This is a genomic window from Sinorhizobium medicae, assembly GCF_007827695.1.
GTDB classification, from domain to species: Bacteria; Pseudomonadota; Alphaproteobacteria; order Rhizobiales; family Rhizobiaceae; genus Sinorhizobium; species Sinorhizobium medicae.
This window is the reverse complement of record NZ_VITA01000003.1, coordinates 344,934-364,714: the sequence shown is the minus strand read 5'-3', so window position 1 is coordinate 364,714 and position 19,781 is coordinate 344,934. Positions and strand designations below refer to the sequence as shown.

Genomic DNA, 19,781 nt, shown 5'->3' with positions numbered 1-19,781 from the left:
ATGAGATTCGACACACCAGCCACGACGAACCCGATCGACCAGGGCAAGGTCGTCGGCAAGCCCATCCACCGCATCGACGGTCCGCTCAAGACCACCGGCAAAGCCGTCTATGCCTATGAGTGGCACGATCGGAATACCCGCTATGCCTATGGCTATGTGGTCGGCTCGGCAATCGCCAAGGGCCGGATCAGGTCCATGGATACCGCCGCCGCGAAGAAGGCCCCCGGCGTGATCGCGGTCGTAACGACAGAAGCGGTGGGGGAACTGAAGAAAGGAAAATACAACACGGCCAAGCTCTTCGGCGGCATGGAGATTCAGCACTATCACCAGGCGATCGCCGTCGTGGTCGCGGAAACATTCGAGGAGGCTCGCGCGGCCGCCGCGCTGGTCAAGGTCGATTATACCGAGGAAAAGGGCGCATTCGACCTGGCGGCGGCAAAGGACAGCGCCGTCGAGCCGGAAGGAGGGGGTGCCTCCGGAGCGGGCGACTTCGATGCCGGCTTCGAGGCAGCGCCCGTTAAGCTCGACCAGATCTATACGACCCCGGATCAGTCGCATGCGATGATGGAGCCGCACGCCTCCATCGCCGCCTGGAATGGCGATGACCTGACTGTCTGGACGTCGAGCCAGATGATCGACTGGTGGCGGACCGATCTCGCGACGACGCTCGGAATCGACAAGGAGAAAGTCCATACCATGTCGCCCTTCGTGGGCGGTGGTTTCGGAGTCAAGCTGTTCCTGCGCGCAGATGCGGTGCTTGCCGCGCTCTCCGCCCGCGAAGCCGGGCGCCCCGTGAAGGTCGCCCTGCCCCGCCCCTTCCTGATGAACAACACGACGCACCGGCCGGCGACGATCCAGAGAATCCGCATTGGCGCAGGTCGCGATGGCAAAATCACTGCGATCGGTCATGAAAGCTGGTCCGGGGACCTCCCGGGCGGAGGACCCGAAGTGGCCGTTCAGCAGACGCGGCTGCTTTACGCCGGCGAGAACCGGATGACGGCCATGCGGCTTGCAACACTCGATCTTCCCGAAGGAAATGCGATGCGCGCACCGGGCGAAGCCCCGGGCATGATGGCGCTGGAGATCGCGATCGACGAGATGGCCGAAAAGCTCGGTCTCGATCCCGTCGAATTCCGTATCATCAACGATACTCAGGTCGATCCGGAGAATCCGGAAAGACCTTTTTCGCACCGCAATCTCATCGGTTGCCTGCGCACCGGAGCGGAGCGCTTCGGCTGGCGGGAACGGAGCAAGAAAGCCGGGGCTCGTCGGGAAGGAGACTGGCTTGTCGGTATGGGAGTGGCCGCCGCGTTCCGCAACAATCTTGTGCTGCCCTCGGCAGCCCGCATCCGGCTCGACCGCGAGGGCATCGTCACGGTCGAAACCGACATGACCGATATCGGCACGGGCAGCTACACGATTATCGCCCAGACCGCTGCAGAAATGCTAGGCGTTCCGATCGAAAAGGTCGCCGTCAGCCTGGGAGACTCGCGCTTCCCGGTCTCCTCGGGTTCGGGCGGGCAGTTCGGGGGGAACTGCTCCACGGCAGGCGTATACGCCGCTTGCGTCAAGCTACGCGAAGCAGTGGCGCAAAAGCTAAGCTTCAACAGCGCCGAAGATCTCATCTTCGCAGAGAGTGAAGTCCGATCGGGAGATCGCCGCATGCCGCTGGCGCAGGCCGTAGCCGATGAGGCGCTCGTGGCGGAGGACCGGATCGAGTTCGGCGATCTCACCAAAACCCATCAGCAGTCCACCTTCGGCGCGCATTTTGTCGAGGTCGGCGTGGACGTAGCGACAGGAGAGACCCGGATCCGGCGGATGCTGGCAGTCTGCGCCGCCGGCCGGATCCTCAATCCAATTACTGCGCGCAGTCAGGTGATCGGCGCGATGACGATGGGCGTTGGCGGTGCCTTGTCGGAGGAGCTGGTCGTCGATAAGGAGCGCGGCTTCTTCGTCAACCACGACCTTGCCGCTTACGAAGTGCCAGTCCACGCCGATATACCGCACCAGGACGTTGTCTTCCTCGACGAGACCGATCCGATGTCCTCGCCGATGAAGGCGAAGGGCGTCGCGGAGCTCGGCATCTGCGGTGTCGCCGCAGCTGTAGCGAACGCCATCTATAACGCGACCGCCATAAGGGTGAGAAATTATCCAATCACGCTCGACAAGCTGATCAAAGAGCTTCCGGAAATCAGTTAGTGCGTTCCAAGAAAGTGCGCAGCGGCTTTCCGCCCGGAATCGCGTACAAACAAAAGGTTAGAGTAATTTCGCGATTCAGAGAAAAGCGGTTTGCTCTATAAATCGGTGGAGCTTCGGATAGAACAGACGGCGACTGAACGATAAGGAAATGGATGCGAGCGGGACGAGAGCCGGAAGACAATGAGGGAAGCGGAGCGGTCATTGTCCCCTCCCCTGGCGGCGGCGTGCGCAAAATCATTCATATCGACATGGATGCATTTTATGCCTCTGTCGAGCAGCGCGACAATCCCGAGCTTCGGGGCAAACCGGTCGCGGTCGGCTATCCGGCAGCGCGCGGCGTGGTCGCGGCCGCCAGCTACGAGGCTCGCAAGTTCGGCGTCCATTCGGCCATGCCTTCGGTTACGGCAAAGCGCAAATGTCCCGATTTGATTTTCGTGCCCCACCGCTTCGAGGTCTACCGCGCCGTCTCGCGGCAGATTCATGCGATCTTTGCTGAATATACGCCGTTGATCGAGCCCTTGTCGCTCGACGAGGCCTATCTCGACGTCACCGAGAACCTGAAAGGCATGGAACTCGCAACCGAGATCGCCGAAGAGATCCGCGCAAGGATCAGGGCCGAAACGGGCCTTACCGCATCCGCCGGCGTCTCCTACAACAAATTTCTCGCGAAAATAGCGTCCGACCAGCGCAAGCCCGATGGGCTGTTCGTCATCACGCCGAAGCACGGCCCTGAGTTCGTCCAGATGCTTCCCGTCAAGAAGTTTCATGGCGTCGGACCGGCGACGGCGGAGAAGATGAAGAGGCTTGGGATTGAAACAGGGGCCGATCTCAAGGCTCGTGATCTCGCTTTCCTGCAGCAGCACTTCGGCAAGTCAGGGCCGTATTTCTACTGGATCGCCCGCGGTATCGACGGGCGGGAAGTGAAGCCGGACCGCATCCGGAAATCGGTCGGGGCCGAGGACACGTTTCGGGAGGATATCCACGATCTCGAGACGGCCCGAGAAGGCCTCAGGCCTCTGATGGACAAGGTGTGGCACTATTGCGAGGCCGGCAGCATTCGCGGCAAGACCGTGACGCTGAAGGTGAAGTGGTCGGACTTCACGCAGATCACCAGGAGCAAGACCCTCCCCGCGCCGGTGGCGAGCGCGGCAGAAATGGCGCAGATCGTGGATCTGCTGCTGTCATCGATCTTTCCCGCCGCTAAAGGCATCAGATTGCTTGGGGTGACGCTCTCATCTCTGCGGGCGGTCGACCATGGGAGCGCACCGCAGCTCGCACTGGCGCTTTAGCGGAGAACCACGGACACTTTCCTAATCCGCGCCAAGGCAGATTGCTCGACAAGATACGAAAAAGCCCGCCGCGGGAGGAGGTGCGGCAGGCTTTCCGAAAGAACCGATCAGCAGCCCGGGAGGAGGAGTGGCGCTGATCTCGTGAGCGAAGAACCCAGGAGGAGGAAGGTCGCCCACATATCGAAGCTCTGCGGGAGGAGGTGCATCGCTTCGATGAGTTGACTATACATTTTTCCCGTCTGGATCGTAGCGCTGAATTCGCAACCCAGCCATGCGCCATGGGCGAAGCGGAGTTTTTGCAACAGCGTCTTCCGGAATCCAATATGCCAGGATTTCGAGGTCCGCCGCATCCGCAAAGTAAAACCGAATTACAAATCACGTTTCGACGGCTCCTTTGCGGATAACGAAGAATATCATACAGCAGGACATCCAAGGGATTAGGCGACGACCTGAACCCAGCCTCAGTTTTTCTAGACGATACGCGGATAAATCTTGGTTTCGCCGCATTTATGGCGCATATCTTAATTTAAGCGCTGCAAAGGATTGGATCCAAGCCCCTGCCTTCAACTCTCCGGCCATCGATAAACTTCTCATGCGAAGCTCTGCATGGGCACGGAGAATAGCTTGCTACATTCTCGTAGGGCAGTGATGCCGCGGGCGCTGCGCGCATATCGCCAGACGCGCTTCCAATACAGGCGAACGGCCGTTTGATATGCCATTCAGGATCCTGATCAACTCACCGGGAGATGCCAAAGTGAAGTCTTATGTTGAAAGCTTCGGATATCAATTCAACGCAATCGATTTTGCGATCAAATCAACGCCGGCACTCTGCATCGGAATGATTGTGTTTCTCACCCTTTACGACCTGTTTTGATTAAGCACTGGGGCCAAGAGAACTCGTGCGCCTGCCTGGAAGACGCATGTTCCCCAGAGAGCCAGAGGCACGGCAACTAAAAACTGTCACGCGACGAGCCGTTGAGGCGCTAGCGAGCATTCACGACTGGCCGCCGGGCACTCGTGTGTTTGCCCGGTCCTTGCTTGGACTACGCCTGAAATAACTAGGAACGGTCCGTGAACATGGCGGAGCGCCATCCAGCCAATTCCTTCTTCATGGCCGCAACAGCGTGGTATGATATCAGCTCGTTACAACGCCTCTAAGATTGTTACCCAGGTTCAACAACCGATTCAGGAACCGCTGCATCGGTCGCTCGTTCTCACTTTGTCTGAAGTGGAGTGCGTTCGAATGAATGGACGAAGTTATCAAGAACCGGAATACCATGCTTCAACGGGACTACCGGTTAGCATATTGCTGCTCTCGGTCCTCGCGATATCAGGCTACCTGCTAGTCGGTGGCTCGTCTAGCCGTGTCGAGCAAGCGGGATCCAAAGTCTATCTGCCCGTCGCGCAAACACAGGGCCGGTGAGGAAAGATTAGCCTCGGTAAAAGATTAGCCTCGGTAATAGACCCGGCCACAGCTTTCCCGAACAAGCGAAAGCGTCCGCTACCCGCGGGGGCGAGCATCGATTGCTCCCGCGAGGCTCACCCAAGAATTGCTGCCAAGGCGAGCACCGTCACTCCGGATCTCCGGGAACAACACGGCCTTGTAGAGAGTTATTTGGAAATAAATACGGAAACTGTTTATGCGTCTCGTCGTAATATTCATAGTCGTCTCAGTTATAAGCATACTTGCTTTCAAATATGCCGACAATGCGTTGTGGAACGCACCTATAGCTGCAACAGCTGAAGAACTGTCCCAAGGGTAGCAGGTCGTGCCCGCGCAACAGCAACTTTGCATGTTTTTCGATGGAGCTTAACCGGCGATTTTCGAGATTTTGTCCCCCATTTATGCAAAGATCGCGGCACATCACGCGAACGGGCAGCGCAAAATGTCGTATTCTCAATCCAGGATTTGCAAGGGGTGCTGGGAGCAGATGCGTGTCCCGGTACCCCTGCGCGGTCCGGCTTCCATTCCCTTCCGGGCGTTTGGGATTCGCCCGAGCCGGATGAATCCGAATACCTGCACGATTTGCGAACTCATGTTCACACGCGTGATGAAAGCTCGAAAGATCACCGTCGACGTTTCCGTTCTTTTTGCCGATCTTCGAGGCTATACGTCACTTTCGCAGTCGCTTTCGGCCGATTCCGTCTCATCGTTGCTGGATGATTTCTACGATGAATGTGCGGCGGCCATTTGGGAGTTCGACGGTCTTCTCAATAAGACGGTCGGGGACGCAATCATGGCAATCTTCAATTTCCCGATCCCCCACGCGAACCATGCCGAGCGCGCCGTGCTCGCCGCGCGGGAGATCCAGCGCCGCTGCCGAGCGCGTCGTGACATTCGCGCGGCGGAAGGTGCCAGCCTGGACGGGAGTGAACTCGGCGTCGGCATCGGCATCGACACCGGTGAGGCCAGCTTCGGAGAGTTCGGCCGGTCGCACCGGGATTTGACTGCGATCGGGACCGTTGTGAACACCGCCGCTCGCGCCCAGTCCGCCGCTGAGGCAGGTCGGATTCTCGTGACCAAAGCGGTGTGGGAGCGGGCGCTAGGCCAGACGGCTGAAGGCGAAAGTCGCGAATACCGCCTAAAGGGCTTTGAGAAGCCAATCATGCTTTACTCCATCTGAGAGCATCATCATGCGCGCTGCGCAATATCTCTCTGAAGAGGAGGAGAAGTGTGTGGGCAGTTGATCTTGGTGGATTCGACCTGGAAAGCTCACCCGCTACTTGGCAAGTATATTCCCCACTGCGCTTTGCTTACCGGCAGGAGCGGTTCTACGCTGCCGGTCGAGCCAGCGCATTGCCGGCGTGACGGTCAGTCCGTGGGTGACGATGGATATCAGCACGATCAGGGCCACGGACGACCAGAGCGTGCCCACACCCTCGAAATCGGCCGCCCCTGTTGCGAAGGCGAGATAGTAGATGGAGCCCAGCCCACGGATCCCGAAAATGGCAATGGCGGCTCTCTCTCCTTTGGGAAGGATCGAGGGCAGGCATACCCAACCGAAAACCGGTCGGACGATCAACAGAACGAAAAGCGCAAATGAAACCAGGCGCCAGTCGAGTTCGTCGATGAGCTGACCGACGCTGACGGCCGCTCCGAAACAGACAAGAAGCACCATCATCAGAAGTCTTTCGATCTGCTCGGAGAAGTCGTGAAGCTCCTTGTGGAACTCGTGGTGCCGTTCGATGCTGCGGAAAGAAAGGGCCGCGACGAAGACCGCCAAAAAGCCGTAACCGTGGACGAGTTCGGTAAGGCTGTAGGCGATGCAGGTGATGCCCAGTGCCACGAAGCCGTCGCCGGTCCGCACGAGCGCGGCCTCTCTCGGGAGTCGGAATGTGGCAAGTCCGAGCAACTTACCGATTATCCACCCCATCGCGATGCCTGCCAGGAGCCGCCATACCACATCGAAGAGAAGCCAGTGTGAGAACCAGTCAGGCTCTTCGGGTGCAAGCGCGATTGCGATTGCCAGATACACGAATGGGAAGCTGAGACCGTCGTTCAAGCCTGCCTCGGATGTAAGGGCGAAGCGGACCTCGTCTTCCGTACCGGTCTCCGGCGGCCCCACCTGGACGTCGCTGGCAAGCACTGGATCTGTCGGGGCAAGACAAGCGGCGAGGAGAATGGCCGAAGCAGCCCCGAGCCCGAGTATCCAGGTGGCGCCGAGGGCAATCACCACTATCCCAAGTGGCATTACGAGACCGAGAAGTCTCCAGGTGAGCGCCCAGCTGCGAAGGCCGACGCGGCGGTCAATCTTCAATCCCGCGCCCATGAGCGCGACGATGACGGTGAACTCCGTCATGCGTTCGATGACAAGGCGGCTGTTGAATGAATCCAATTGGGCGATTGGATTGAAGATGGTTTGCCCGACCAGCATGCCGATGACGATGCAAAAGATTGGCAGTGAAAGTGGTAGTCGACGAAAGGCGGTGGGAATCCAGGCGGTCAACAGCACCACGGCCCCGAATAATCCAAGAGCGATATGGTAATGCTCCATTTTCCACCTTCTTGTCGAATGCCGTGTCGCAAGGAAAGAAATTGCACCCATAATAGTTCCGGAGCCTGCCGGAGGATCGGTCCTTATTGCGTCACCGTCGATGCGCTTGCTTTATTGGGAATCCTCGTTTTCTTCTCCATATAAGGGCAGCGAACCAAGCAGGAGACATGCAATGGCCTACGCAAAGACCGACGAAGCGATCAGAAAGCTTACGCCCGAACAGTACCGTGTGACCCAGGAGAACGGCACCGAACGCCCATTCACCGGGGAGTATAACGACAACAAGAGACCGGGTATCTACGTCGACATCGTTTCCGGCGAACCCTTGTTCGCCTCGTCGGACAAGTTCGAATCCGGCTGCGGCTGGCCGAGCTTCACCAAGCCGATCGTACCCGCGAATGTCAACGAGCTGCGGGATAGCTCGCACGGTATGATCCGCACCGAAGTACGCTCCGCGCATGGTGACAGTCACCTTGGCCATGTATTCCCAGACGGTCCCCAGGACCGGGGTGGGTTGCGTTACTGCATCAATTCCGCCGCATTGCGCTTCATTCCGCGCGAGGAAATGGAGGCCGAAGGCTATGGCGCATTCATCGACCAGGTAGAGCATATCTGAAGGACCATCCTCGGCCCGGGCCCGGCAAGGTCCGGGCCGCAAGGGTGAGGGGCGGCGGTCCGCCGGTCAGTAGACGCCTTCATAGGCCTTGCAGATCTCCGTCTGCGTCTTGCCCGCAAGATAAGCTATCTCGCCCTCCTTGTGCTTGAGATAAACGTCGGCAAAGCCCTCGGGGAACCAGCCGCAAACGGTCGCATTGTCCTGGAAGCGCTGGAGGGCGGCCTCGAGCGTCTGCGGCAACCGGACGTAGCCGCGCTCGGAAAGCGCCTCCGGGTTCAGGAGAGACAAATCCTCCTGCGTCGCCTCCGGAACCGCCAGGCTTTCCTCGATGCCCTGCACGCCGGCATGAACGATGGCGGCCAGGGCAAGATGAGGGTTGGCGGTTGCATCGGCAGCGCGGAATTCGAAGTTGAACTGGGCAGCCCGTGCGATGTCGCTGATGTCTGAGATGGGGCAGATCCGCACCGAGGCCTCGCGGTCGCGAAAACCGAGATTGTTGAACGCTGCGCTCCAGCGATGTGGCGTGAGACGCAGATAGGAGACCACGCTCGGCGCCGTGATCGCGACGATTGAGTCGAGATATTTCAGAATGCCCGCGACGAATTTTCCCGCGACATCGGAGAGCTCGTGTTTGCCGTTCGGGTCGTAGGTGACCGGATTGCCTGACGAATCCAGCATGCTCATATGCACATGCACACCGTTGCCAACGCCGGCCGGATCACGGATCGGCGTGAAGGTCGGCTCGTAGCACAGTTCGCGGGCAACGAGGCCGACGAGTTCGCGGGTGATCAGCGAATGGTCGGCAATGGTGACGCCCTTCTGGGGCCCCATCGTCACCTCGAACTGGCCGGCACCGAATTCCTTGAGGATCGTGTCGGGCGTCACGCCCGCCTCGCGCATCGCGGCGATGATCGCCTCGCAGAAATGCCGCTCTTCCTGGAAGCCGCCGAGCGTGAAAGCCTTGCCGACGTCCGAAACGCGGTGCCTGAGTTGGAATTCATGCTCGAAGGCGCCATAGAGCGTAACACCTGCCACCCTGTGCAGCCGCTCAAGGGCGGCCTCCAGGATCGAGCGCGTGCAGAGCTCCCAGGGCCGTCCGTCGGTATAGCGGATGTTGCCGAGGACAAAATTCTCCTTCGGCGTGCCCTCCCCGCTTTCTATGCTGACGCGGGTCGATGGATCGGGAATGAGCACGAGATCGCCGAGCGAGCCAAAGGGGCTTTCGGCGATGGCGTCGAAGCAGGTGATCTGAACATTGGTCGGCGTCCAGCCGACGCCCTGCTTCAAGCGCTTTTCCATTTGCGCCAGTGGAAAGGCCTTGCCGCGCACCTTGCCTGAAAGGTCGCCGCAGCAGGCGACCATCATTTCCTCACGTTTCATCTGCGTCCCCGTTGATCCTGTCCTGATCATAGCCCGGCATAGCAAAGCGGATGCCGTCCCAATCCTTGATACGCTTCTGCGTCGCCCCCCAATCGGCTTCCGAGACGCGCACGATCAGCGCCTCGACGAGCGCCATGGCAGCGGCAACCGTGTCCCAGGCCGTGCCGGCTTCGATCGGCAGGGCGACGATGTGATCAGCGCTGCGCGCGGCCGGCGACATCCACTTGTCGGTGACGACGACGATGGTTGCGCCGCGCTTTTCAGCGATGTTCGCCGCAAGGCGCGCAAGGCTGAGCTGGTAGCGACGGAAATCGATCAGCAATACGACATCCTTCCTGCGCATACGCAGAACATGCTCCGGCCAGAACTCCGGATTGTCGGCCATATGGTAGATGCCGCTGCGGATCTGCCGCAGATGGATCGACAGGAAGGAAGCGATACTGTCGCTGACGCGCCCCCCCAGGAGAAAGATGTTGCGCGAAGGATCCGCGAAAAGCTCGGCCAGAATGTCGAATTGCGCCTGCGAAACCATCCCTGTCATTTCCCGCATGACGGCCGAAACGCGGGCCACATATTCCGACAGGAAATCCGAATGGCCGACCGGCTTCTGACTGGATTTGAGGTCGAGAGGCGAGCGCCGCCCCTCCTTCAGTTCGGCAATCAGCTGCCGTTGCAGATCCTGGAAACCGCCGCAGCCGATCTTGTTGACGAAGCGGGTGATGGATGGCGCACTGACGCCGGTCTTGGCGGCCAGTTCCTGTATGTTTTCCAGGCCGGTGAAGGGGTAATCGGCGAGAATGGCATTGGCGATCTTCCGTTCACTGGCCGTCAGTTGCGCTGCCGCCTCACGAATTCTCGTGCGAATCGTCGACGATTTCCCATCGCTCATTTCGTATTCCCCGTTATCGAAACCGATATTCGTGGCCTGAAAAAAATTAGTCAAATGGAAAAATCAGATTGACTATGATTGAAAAATTTCTTTGACTACCTGTCACCGAAACCCGACCGGCCGACCTCGCCAGACCGCACGACGGACAGTCTTCATGCTCAGGCTCGCAGATCGCGAAACGACCACATTGCTTCAGGCGGGCGACCCCGATCCCGTAGAGCGGGTCAATTCCACCGGCCGGTCGGAGATCTTCCTCACTTGCGAACATGCGGGGCGGGCGGTGCCTGCCGCGCTTGGCGATCTCGGGATCGCGTCCGAGGAAATGGACCGCCACATCGCCTACGACGTCGGCGCGGAGGGTATTGCACGCGGCATTTCCGAGCGGCTCGATGCGGCGCTTGTCCTGCAGCGCTACAGCCGCCTCGTCATTGACTGCAACCGGCCCTTGGCAGCGGCGGACTGCATCGTCGAACGGAGCGACGGCACCGCTGTTCCGGTCAATGCCGAACTCTCCGATCGTGAACGCCGCAATCGCTTCGTAGAGATCCATCAGCCGCTACACGAGGCGATTGCCGGCGCGCTCGATCCGCGGCAGGCGAGCGGCAAGCCGCTCTTCCTCGTCTCGGTACACAGCTTTACGCCGGTCATGCGCGCGACCGGAGCCGTGCGGAACTTCGAACTCGGCCTTCTCTTCAATCGCGATGCCCGCTTCGCCGAACGGCTTGCAACAGCCTTCCGTGCCGCCAATCCGGACGTCACCGTCAGGCTCAACGAGCCCTATCACGTGGACGATTTCTCCGATTACACGATCCCCGTACACGGCGAGCGGCGCGGCATCCCGCATGTGCTTCTCGAAGTGCGCAACGACCTCATCACCGACACCCGCGGGCAACAGGAATGGGCGGACCGGCTGGCCGGTCCCCTCCGCCTTGCAGCAGAAAGCCTCAAAGGAACCCATGATGGCCGCTGACCATCTGACCACCCGAGACGTACCGCTCGATCCGGCCGCTTCCGCAATCCTGTTCATCGACGTGCAGAACTTTTCCGTCCGCCGCGAAGGGGGCGAGTTCAAGGACGTTTCCGACGCCGATATCGCCGGCAAATACGGCTATTATTTCAAGCGCATCCACGAGGTGGCGATCCCGAACATGCAGCGCCTGCTCTCCGGTTTCCGCAAGGCCGGCATAGAGGTGCTGCACACGACGATCGAAAGCCTGACGAAGGACGGACGGGACCGCAGCCTGGATTACAAGATCACCGGCTTCAATGTCCCGAAGGGCTCATGGGACGGCAAGGTTATCGACGAGCTCGAGCCGCTCGAGGACGAGATCGTCTTGCCGAAGAGCTCCTCGAGTGTCTTCGTGTCTACCCATATCGACTATTTGCTGCGTAACCTCGGCGTCAAACAGATCGTGCTGTGCGGCCTTGTGACGGACCAGTGCGTGGAATCGGCAGTGCGTGACGCCTGCGACCTCAACTATCTGGTGACACTCGTGCCGGATGCCTGCGGCACCTATTCTGAGGAACGCCAGAACACCTCTCTGCGCGCGATCCAGGGCTATTGCCGGCAGATATCGACCGACGACCTCTTGCAGGAAATCGGACAGTAGGACTGCCATGCCAGCAAGACGGGAGCGAAACAAAGGAGCATAGGGAAGCGATCCGTAAAAGAAAGTAACAGGAGCGGGTCGCACAATCGATCACTGTGCCTGATGGCATCAATAAGGGGAACGACCATGATAAAGACTTCCAAACTGTTTCTTGCTGCGGCAGGCATCGCGCTTGCCTCTTCCGCATCCTTTGCCGACGACGACAAGATCGTGATCGGCGGAGCACTCTCGATGACCGGCATCCAGGCGCCGCTCGACACGCCCGGCTACAACGGCGCGCAGGTCGCCGTAAAATTTCTCAACGACAATGGCGGCGTCCTCGGCAAGCAGATCGAATTCATCAACATCGATGGCAAATCGGATCCGGTAACAGTCGGAAACGTCGCGGTGGAATTGATCGACAAGGGTGCGCAGGTCATCGTGGCGCCTTGCGATTTCGACTTCGGCTCGCCCGCAAGCCGCGAGGCGCAGTCGGCCGGCCTCGTCGGTATTTCGACCTGCGCCTCCGACCCGCTCTATTCCTCCTGGTCCCTCGGTGACAAGCAGTTCACGCTTTCCATGTGGAACACCACGATGGGCGCGACGGCCGCCGATTTCGCCGTGAAGGAAAAGGGCTGGAAGACTGCTTACGTCGTCACCGACCAGTTCATCGCCTATACCAAGTCGCTCTCGAAATATTTCGTGGAGCAGTTCAAGGCCAATGGCGGCGAAATCCTCCTCGAAGACACCTACACCAACGGCGACAACAATTTCTCCGCCCAGCTCGCCCGCCTCCAGGCGCTCGGCAAAAAGCCGGACGTGATCTTCGTCTCCTCCTATGGAACGGACATCGGCGTGATCATCCGCGCGCTTCGCGAAGTCGGCTACGATGCGCCGGTTCTGGGCGGCGACGCCTATGACGACCCGGCCATGCACCAGGCACTCGGCGAACAATTCGGCAATCACGTCTACTTCGTTACTCATACCTGGATGGGCCCGGAAGCCCACCCGGAGATGCCGAAATTCATCGAACTCTATACGGAGATGTTCGGCAAGGCACCGGACACATCCTTCGTCTCGACGGGCTGGGACACGATCATGCTGCTCGCGGAAGCAATCAAGGCGGCCGGGACGACCGAAGGCGCAGCGCTTGCCAAGGCACTGGAGGATGGCCAGTTCAAACTGTTGACCGGCGATCTCGACTACGGCACGAACGAGGAAGGCCATGTACCGAACAAGGCCGCGGCCGTGATCGAGCTCAAGGCCGGAAAGCCGAGCTTCGTCGGATGGCGCAAGCCGGAATCCTTGCCGAAGCCCTGATCGGTCATTCGGGTCGGCCGCAAGGCCGACCCCATCACCTCGGAAAAGTCATGTCTGAAACGCGTCTCGCGGTAAACGCCGTGTCGGTGGAATTCACCGGCCTCCGCGCCCTCGACCATGTCTCGCTTTCGCTTGCCACCGGCGAGGTCGTCGGCCTCATCGGGCCAAACGGGTCCGGCAAGACGACGCTCATCAATGCCATCACCGGCCAGGTAAAGCTCGCGAGCGGCACGATTACGGCTGGCAGCACCACGCTCTCGGGCCTCTCGCCACGCGAGGTCGCGCTTGCGGGCGTCAGCCGCTCCTTCCAGATCGTACGCCTCTTCAACACGATGACGGTCTTCGAAAATGTCGAGGCCGCCGCCCTCGCAAAGGGTGCATCCCGCACGATTGCCGCACAACGCACGCAAAATCTGCTGGACGAACTCGGCCTCGCCGCGAAGGCGGACGAGCTTGGCGAGAACCTCAGTTACGGCGACAAGCGCCGCGTGGAGATCGCGCGGGCGCTCGCCGCCGAACCGCTGTTTCTGCTGCTCGATGAGCCAGCCGCCGGCATGAACGATGCGGAGACGGAGGCCCTGTTGCACACGCTCGCCGAGCTGCCTGGAAAACGCGGCCTTGGTCTTCTCATCATCGACCATGACATGGGCCTCATCATGCGCCTTTGCCACAGACTGCATGTTCTTGCCTCCGGACGCACCATTGCCGAGGGCGACGCTGCCCACGTCCGCAGTCATCCGGCCGTCATCGAAGCCTATCTCGGCAAGGGGGCGGCCCATGCTTGATATTGCCGACCTCTCCGTCAGCTACGGCGCGATCCGAGCTGTGCGTGGCATCAGCTTCACCCTCAGGGCGGGCGAGCTTGTCAGCCTGCTCGGTGCCAACGGCGCTGGCAAATCCTCGACGATCAAATGCATCGCCGGCGCGCTGAAAGCCTCCGGCGGCTCGATCACGCTCGAAGGCAAGGCCATCACTTCAGCCAGTCCCGAACAGGTCGTACGCGCGGGCCTTGCCACCGTACCGGAAACGCGCGACGTCTTCCCGGATCTGACCGTTGCCGAGAACCTCATGCTCGGCGCCTATATTCATCGCCGCGACCCGGCCGGCAACCGTGAGAACCTGGAAAAACTGAACGCGCTCTTCCCGCGCCTTGCCGAGCGCTCAAGCCAACCGGCCGGTACGCTGTCCGGCGGGGAGCAACAGATGCTCGTCATCGCGCGCGCTCTGATGTCGCGGCCACGGATCCTTCTCCTCGACGAACCCTCGCTCGGCCTCGCGCCATCCATCGTCGAGCGTATCTTCGAGATGATCGAGACGCTGAAGAAATCCGGTCTCACCATCCTGCTCGTGGAGCAGAACGTCAATCAGGCGCTTGCAGTGGCCGACCGCGCCTTCGTCATGCGCCTCGGCGCCATCGTCGCATCCGGCACGGCTGAGGAGATTCGCTCGACCAGCGACCTTAGCGCGCATTATCTGGGAGGCTGATCCATGGCTTTCGCGATCCAGTTCGTCATCGACGTCCTGAGCCTCGGAGGCGCCTATGCGCTCATGGCGCTCGGCCTCGTCATCATCTACGGCATCCTGCGCCTCGTGAATTTCGCCTATGGCGAACTCATCATGGTGGCAGGCTACACGATGTTTCTCGCCAGCGGCTCTGGCTTGCCGTGGATCGTCATGGCGGTGCTTGCCGTGGGTATGGCGATCGTCTTCGGCATTCTCACCGATTATGTCGCTTTCCGCCCGGTGCGTGCCAAGTCGGTAACGGCGGTGCTGATAACCTCCTTCGCCTTTTCCAACCTTTTACAGAACGCGGCACTGCTCTTCATCTCGCCGCGTCCGCGCAACGTGCCGCTGCCGGACATCTTCTCGCAGACGGTTTCGATCGGCGGCGCGATCACACCGGTGCGCAACCTGATCACGATCGCGGCCTCCATCCTGCTTCTCGCCGGCGTCGCCTTCCTGATGCGCAGGACGACGCTCGGCATCGCCATGCGCGCAGCGGCGACGAACTTCACCATGGCGCGCATGCTGGGAGTGCCGGCGAACCTCATCATCTCGTCTGCATTCGCGCTTTCCGGCTTTCTCGCCGGGGTCGTGGGCATTCTCTGGATCGGCCGCATCGGCACCGTCGTTCCGGGTGTCGGGCTGGAACCCTTGCTCGTCGCCTTCATCGCCACCGTCATCGGCGGCATGCGCAGCCTGCCCGGCGCGGTTGTCGGCGGCTTCCTGCTGGCGCTGATCGATACCACGCTCAACTACACCCTGTCGCAGGACCTGCTGAAGTTCCGCGACGCCTTCACATTCAGCCTCGTCATCCTGATCCTGCTCTGGCGTCCGGAAGGGCTCATAAGGGGCCCGGCGAGCGGACAGCGGACCTGAGGGAGCGCAACCATGAAACATTCCTATGTCACCGCCCTCATCCTTATCGGTGTCATCGCCGCCATAGCCATCGGCAGTCAGCTTCTCGGCATCCGGCTCTATGACCGTATCTCCACCAATCTGCTGATCTCGCTCGTACTGGTCGTCGGGCTGCAGACCTTCATGGGCAATTCGGGTCTGCTCTCCTTCGCTCATATCGGCTTCATGGGCCTCGGCGCCTACACCTCCGCCGTGCTCACCATCCCCAGTCAGATGAAGGGCATGGCTCTGCCGGATCTCTACGGGTTCATGAAGGTGGTGGAGATTTCGCCGCTTCTGGCCCTCTTCGCGGCGGGCGCCCTGGCGGCGGTCGTTGCGGCCGTTATCTCCTATCCGCTGATGCGGCTTTCGGATGCGGCATCGGTGATCACGTCCTTCGCGCTGCTCGTCGTCCTCTACACCGTCATGAACAACTGGAGCGCCTTCACCAACGGCCCGCGCACGCTCTTCGGTCTGCCGAAGACGACGGACATGCCGGTCGCCGCCATCGTCGCATCGATCGTCGTGGTCGTAGCGCTCGTCTTCAAGGAATCGCGCACCGGCAAGCTGCTGCGGGCATCCCGCGAAGATGAGGTCGCCGCTGCAGCGCTCGGCGCCGACATTCCGCAACTGCGCTGGCGCGCATTCATCCTCGCCGCATTCATCGCCGGCATCGGCGGGGCGCTGTGGGGACACTTCATCACCTCATTCGCTCCGAAAGCCTTCTATCTCAAAGAGACCTTCCTGATCATTACGATGCTGGTGATCGGCGGGGCCAACACCGTGACCGGGGCCGTCGCCGGAACGATCCTCATCACCTTTGCCTATGAGGCCTTACGCGGCACGGAAGGCGCGCTCAACGCCACGTCCTTCGGCGCCGGCCAGGTCGTCGGCCTCACCGAGATCGTACTTGCGCTTGCCATGATTGCCGTGATGATCGTCAGGCCCGGCGGTCTTTTCCCAAATCGGGAGATAGGCCACATCCTCACCCGCACACGGCGCAAGAAGGAGATCGTCGCATGAGCTGGAAGACCGCCTACCGATCCTTCTACTACGCGAATGCGCAGGAACCGGACGACATCGTTCTCGATCCGGAAACCACTGCGCTCCTGGTCATCGACATCCAGAACACCTATCTGGACCCGAAGGATACGCCCGAGGAAACCGCCCGCTGGCAGCCCTTCTACGAGCGCATGCGCGAAACGGTGATACCGAACACGGCACGGCTGATCGACGAATGCCGCAGGCGCAAGGTGGAGGTGATCTTCGCGCGTATTGCCTGCCTGAAGCCGGACGGGCGCGACCGGTCGCTGAGCCAGAAAAAGCCGGGCTTCAACTATCTGCTTCTGCCGAAGGAGCTGCCGGAGGGCCAGGTCGTTCCGGAACTCGAGCCACGCGCCGACGAGATCGTCATCACCAAAACGACCGACAGCGCGTTGACCGGTACGAACCTGCGCCTCGTCCTGCACAACATGGGCATCAAGGACGTCATCTGCTGCGGAATTTTCACCGACCAGTGCGTATCTTCCACGGTGCGCAGCCTGGCGGATGAAAGTTTCGGCGTCGTCGTCGTCGACGATTGCGGCGCGGCGGCCACCGAAGAGCTGCATCGCCGGGAACTCGAGATCATCAACATGATCTATTGCCATGTCGTCTCGCTCGAAGAGGTTCTCACCTTTTTGAGATAGAGGAGCATAGCCGATGCCCGGTCTCTACGCCCGCGAAAGCCGTTCGATCTCCAGCATGGCGCATCTGCGGTTCTTTCCGCAGGCCGTCGTAGGCGGCAGCGGCGCCTATCTGACCGCCGACGATGGGCGACGGCTTCTCGATTTCTCCGCCTCCTGGGGTGCTGCGAGCCTCGGCCATTCCCATCCAGCAATCCGCGAGGCGGTAGACCGCGCACTCTCCGATCAGGCGGGCGCCAGTTATCTTTCGACTGCCAACGAGCCCTGCGTGCTGCTCGCCGAAAAGCTGCTTTCCCTGGTACCGGAACGCGCCCGCGGCCGCGTCTGGTTCGGTCATTCCGGTTCCGACGCCAATGAGACCGTCGCCCGCATGGTCGTCGCCGCCACCGGCCGGCCGCGCATCCTCGCCTTTGAGGGGGCCTATCACGGCGGCACCGTCGGTTCCATGGGCATTTCCGGCCATCCGGCACAGCAAGGCGGACGAGCGGAAGGCCTGACACTGGTGCCATACCCGAACAGCTACGCCGCTGGCAGTCCCGAGGCCGCAAAGGACGCCGCGCTCGCCCGTCTCCAACTTCTTTTCGCGACAGAGCTGCCACCGGGTGAGGTCGCTGCCTTCTTCATCGAACCGATCCAGTCGGACGGCGGCATGCTTTTGCCCCCGGACGGGTTCTTCAAGGCGGTGGAGGCGCTCTGCCGCAAGCACGGCATCCTGATCGTGTCGGACGAGGTGAAGGTCGGCCTCGGTCGCAGCGGACGCTTCAACGCCTTCGAACAGTCGGGTATCGAACCGGATATTATCGTTTTCGGAAAAGGGCTCGGCGGCGGCCTGCCGATTTCTGCGGTGGTGGGGCCGGAAGCCGTCATGAACCACGCCGTCGCCTTCTCGCTGCAGACCGTGCACGGCAATCCAATCTGCGCGGCCGCCGCGCTGGCGGTGCTGCAGACGATAGAGCGCAACCGTCTCGCCGAAAATGCGGAAAGGACCGGCGGGGTGCTGCGCGAATCGCTCGACCGCCTTGCCGCCCGTCACAGGCTTATCGGCGATGTGCGCGGCCGCGGCCTGGCTCTCGGCGTCGAACTCGTGGAGGATCGCACCAGCCGTAAACCGGCTTCGCGGCAGACGGCGCTGACCGTCTACCGCGCCTTCCAACTCGGCCTTGTTCTTTACTATGTCGGCGTTCGGTCCAACGTGCTCGAACTCACGCCACCGCTGACGTTGACGCAGGCCGAGGCTCGGGAGGGTGTCGCCATTCTCGATCAGGCGCTCGCCGACGTGGCGGCCGGACGGATCGATGATGCCGCGCTTGAGGATTTCGCCGGCTGGTAGACCGATCCGCAGTCCCTGCCGTCATGTCCCACTGCGCTGCTTGACAAAGCTTTGCACACAATAAAAGTTCAACCAACCGGTAAAAAGGGGAACACCATCCATGACAAGAAATCTGATGATGAGCCGGCGCAATGTGCTTGCGTTCGGCTTGGCGCTTGGCGTGAGCGCTTTCGCGCCGGCCGTCCGCGCCGCGCCGATAAAGGTCGCGGGCATCCACGCCTCTCCGGTCGAGAATGCCTGGAACTCGGTCTTGCACAAGGCACTGCAGGACGCGGCTGCCGAAGGCGCGATCGAATATGTGTTCTCCGAAGGCGTTTCCGGTACGGATTACCCCCGCGCGATGCGCGAATATGCCGAGCAGGGCGTAAGACTCATCATCGGCGAAGCTTATGCTGTTGAAAAGCAGGCCCGCGACGTCGCCGCCGACTATCCGGAGACTGCCTTCGTACTCGGCTCGAGCGGCAAGGAAGCCGGCGAGAACTTCGGTGTCTTCGGCACATGGAACCATGACGGCGCCTATCTTGCCGGCATGCTCGCAGGGAAGATGACGAAGTCGAACGTCGTCGGCTCCGTCGGCGCCATTCCGATACCGGAAGTCAACATGCTCATCAATGCTTTCGCCGCCGGCGTAAAGGCCGTCAATCCGGAAGCCAAGCACCTCGTCGCCTTCATCGGCACCTTTTTCGATCCGCCAAAGGCGCGTGAAGCGGGCCTCGCCCAGATCGATGCCGGCGCCGACATCCTTTTCGGCGAACGTATCGGCACCGCCGACGCGGCGAAGGAACGTGGACTCAAGTCCGTGGGTTCTCTGATCGACTACACGCCGCGCTACCCCGAGACGGTCTTCGCCAACGCACTCTGGGGCTTCCGCCCGATCCTCGACGCGGCAATAGCCGACGTTTCCGCCGGCAACCCGGTCGGCAAGGATTACACCGCCTTCGGCCTGCTGAAGGAAGGCGGCAGCGACATTGCCTATGTAAAGGGCGTCGCACCGGCGGATGCCGAAGCGGCCATGGAAGCCAAGCGCGCCGAGATCAAATCGGGCGCCTTCGAGGTTCCGCGCATAACCGACGAGCCGAAGTAACCGGCTTT

The 19,781-nt window shown here is 60.9% G+C and carries 17 protein-coding genes; 14 read left to right on the top strand and 3 right to left on the bottom strand.

The window, feature by feature from the left end:
* The 3 genes from paoC to FB009_RS07270 all read left to right on the top strand — a co-directional run bounded on the left by paoC (position 1) and on the right by FB009_RS07270 (position 6,112).
* A complete protein-coding gene (paoC, locus tag FB009_RS07290; RefSeq protein WP_127580492.1) occupies positions 1–2,199 on the top strand; it encodes an aldehyde oxidoreductase molybdenum-binding subunit PaoC in 2,199 nt (732 codons plus the stop codon).
* 152 nt (positions 2,200–2,351) lie between these two features.
* Complete coding sequence (gene dinB, locus FB009_RS07285) at positions 2,352–3,488, top strand: DNA polymerase IV (protein WP_011970234.1); 1,137 nt, start codon at positions 2,352–2,354, stop codon at positions 3,486–3,488.
* Positions 3,489–5,374: 1,886 nt separating this feature from the next.
* Positions 5,375–6,112, top strand: a complete 738-nt coding sequence (locus FB009_RS07270; RefSeq protein ID WP_011970233.1) for an adenylate/guanylate cyclase domain-containing protein — start codon at positions 5,375–5,377, stop codon at positions 6,110–6,112.
* Between the two features lie 96 nt (positions 6,113–6,208).
* On the opposite strand, the gene FB009_RS07265 is transcribed toward FB009_RS07270, so the two are convergent.
* Positions 6,209–7,483, bottom strand: a complete 1,275-nt coding sequence (locus FB009_RS07265; RefSeq protein WP_011970232.1) for a cation:proton antiporter — start codon at positions 7,481–7,483, stop codon at positions 6,209–6,211.
* A 172-nt stretch (positions 7,484–7,655) separates the two neighbouring features.
* Here FB009_RS07265 and msrB point away from each other — a divergent pair, with 172 nt between their 5' ends.
* Positions 7,656–8,099, top strand: coding sequence for a peptide-methionine (R)-S-oxide reductase MsrB (gene msrB / locus FB009_RS07260; protein WP_018010910.1), 444 nt, complete (start codon positions 7,656–7,658; stop codon positions 8,097–8,099).
* A gap of 66 nt (positions 8,100–8,165) precedes the next feature.
* On the opposite strand, the gene FB009_RS07255 is transcribed toward msrB, so the two are convergent.
* On the bottom strand, positions 8,166–9,479 hold the full coding sequence (locus FB009_RS07255; RefSeq protein ID WP_018210380.1) for a glutamine synthetase family protein: 1,314 nt from the start codon (positions 9,477–9,479) through the stop codon (positions 8,166–8,168).
* Positions 9,469–10,368 (bottom strand): MurR/RpiR family transcriptional regulator, encoded by a 900-nt coding sequence (locus FB009_RS07250; RefSeq protein ID WP_011970229.1) that lies wholly within the window; start codon positions 10,366–10,368, stop codon positions 9,469–9,471. The genes FB009_RS07255 and FB009_RS07250 overlap by 11 nt, the downstream gene beginning before the upstream one ends.
* A gap of 154 nt (positions 10,369–10,522) precedes the next feature.
* Between FB009_RS07250 and FB009_RS07245 the strand changes: the two genes are divergently transcribed.
* The 10 genes from FB009_RS07245 to FB009_RS07200 all read left to right on the top strand — a co-directional run bounded on the left by FB009_RS07245 (position 10,523) and on the right by FB009_RS07200 (position 19,773).
* On the top strand, positions 10,523–11,338 hold the full coding sequence (locus FB009_RS07245) for an N-formylglutamate amidohydrolase (protein WP_011970228.1): 816 nt from the start codon (positions 10,523–10,525) through the stop codon (positions 11,336–11,338).
* Positions 11,328–11,978 (top strand): isochorismatase family cysteine hydrolase, encoded by a 651-nt coding sequence (locus FB009_RS07240; RefSeq protein WP_024311798.1) that lies wholly within the window; start codon positions 11,328–11,330, stop codon positions 11,976–11,978. The genes FB009_RS07245 and FB009_RS07240 overlap by 11 nt, the downstream gene beginning before the upstream one ends.
* Positions 11,979–12,104: 126 nt before the next feature.
* A complete protein-coding gene (locus FB009_RS07235) occupies positions 12,105–13,277 on the top strand; it encodes an ABC transporter substrate-binding protein (protein ID WP_011970226.1) in 1,173 nt (390 codons plus the stop codon).
* A gap of 50 nt (positions 13,278–13,327) precedes the next feature.
* On the top strand, positions 13,328–14,062 hold the full coding sequence (locus FB009_RS07230; protein ID WP_011970225.1) for an ABC transporter ATP-binding protein: 735 nt from the start codon (positions 13,328–13,330) through the stop codon (positions 14,060–14,062).
* Complete coding sequence (locus FB009_RS07225; protein WP_011970224.1) at positions 14,055–14,762, top strand: ABC transporter ATP-binding protein; 708 nt, start codon at positions 14,055–14,057, stop codon at positions 14,760–14,762. The genes FB009_RS07230 and FB009_RS07225 overlap by 8 nt, the downstream gene beginning before the upstream one ends.
* 3 nt (positions 14,763–14,765) lie before the next feature.
* Positions 14,766–15,656 carry a branched-chain amino acid ABC transporter permease gene (locus tag FB009_RS07220; RefSeq protein ID WP_011970223.1) on the top strand — a complete coding sequence of 297 codons (891 nt, stop codon included), beginning with the start codon at positions 14,766–14,768 and terminating at the stop codon, positions 15,654–15,656.
* A gap of 12 nt (positions 15,657–15,668) precedes the next feature.
* Positions 15,669–16,697, top strand: a complete 1,029-nt coding sequence (locus FB009_RS07215; RefSeq protein ID WP_011970222.1) for a branched-chain amino acid ABC transporter permease — start codon at positions 15,669–15,671, stop codon at positions 16,695–16,697.
* Complete coding sequence (locus FB009_RS07210; RefSeq protein WP_127580484.1) at positions 16,694–17,362, top strand: cysteine hydrolase family protein; 669 nt, start codon at positions 16,694–16,696, stop codon at positions 17,360–17,362. Before FB009_RS07215 ends, FB009_RS07210 begins: the two co-directional genes overlap by 4 nt.
* 13 nt (positions 17,363–17,375) lie before the next feature.
* Positions 17,376–18,689 carry an aspartate aminotransferase family protein gene (locus FB009_RS07205; RefSeq protein ID WP_127580482.1) on the top strand — a complete coding sequence of 438 codons (1,314 nt, stop codon included), beginning with the start codon at positions 17,376–17,378 and terminating at the stop codon, positions 18,687–18,689.
* A 100-nt stretch (positions 18,690–18,789) separates the two neighbouring features.
* Positions 18,790–19,773 (top strand): BMP family protein, encoded by a 984-nt coding sequence (locus tag FB009_RS07200; protein ID WP_145161504.1) that lies wholly within the window; start codon positions 18,790–18,792, stop codon positions 19,771–19,773.
* Positions 19,774–19,781 lie beyond the last annotated feature (8 nt).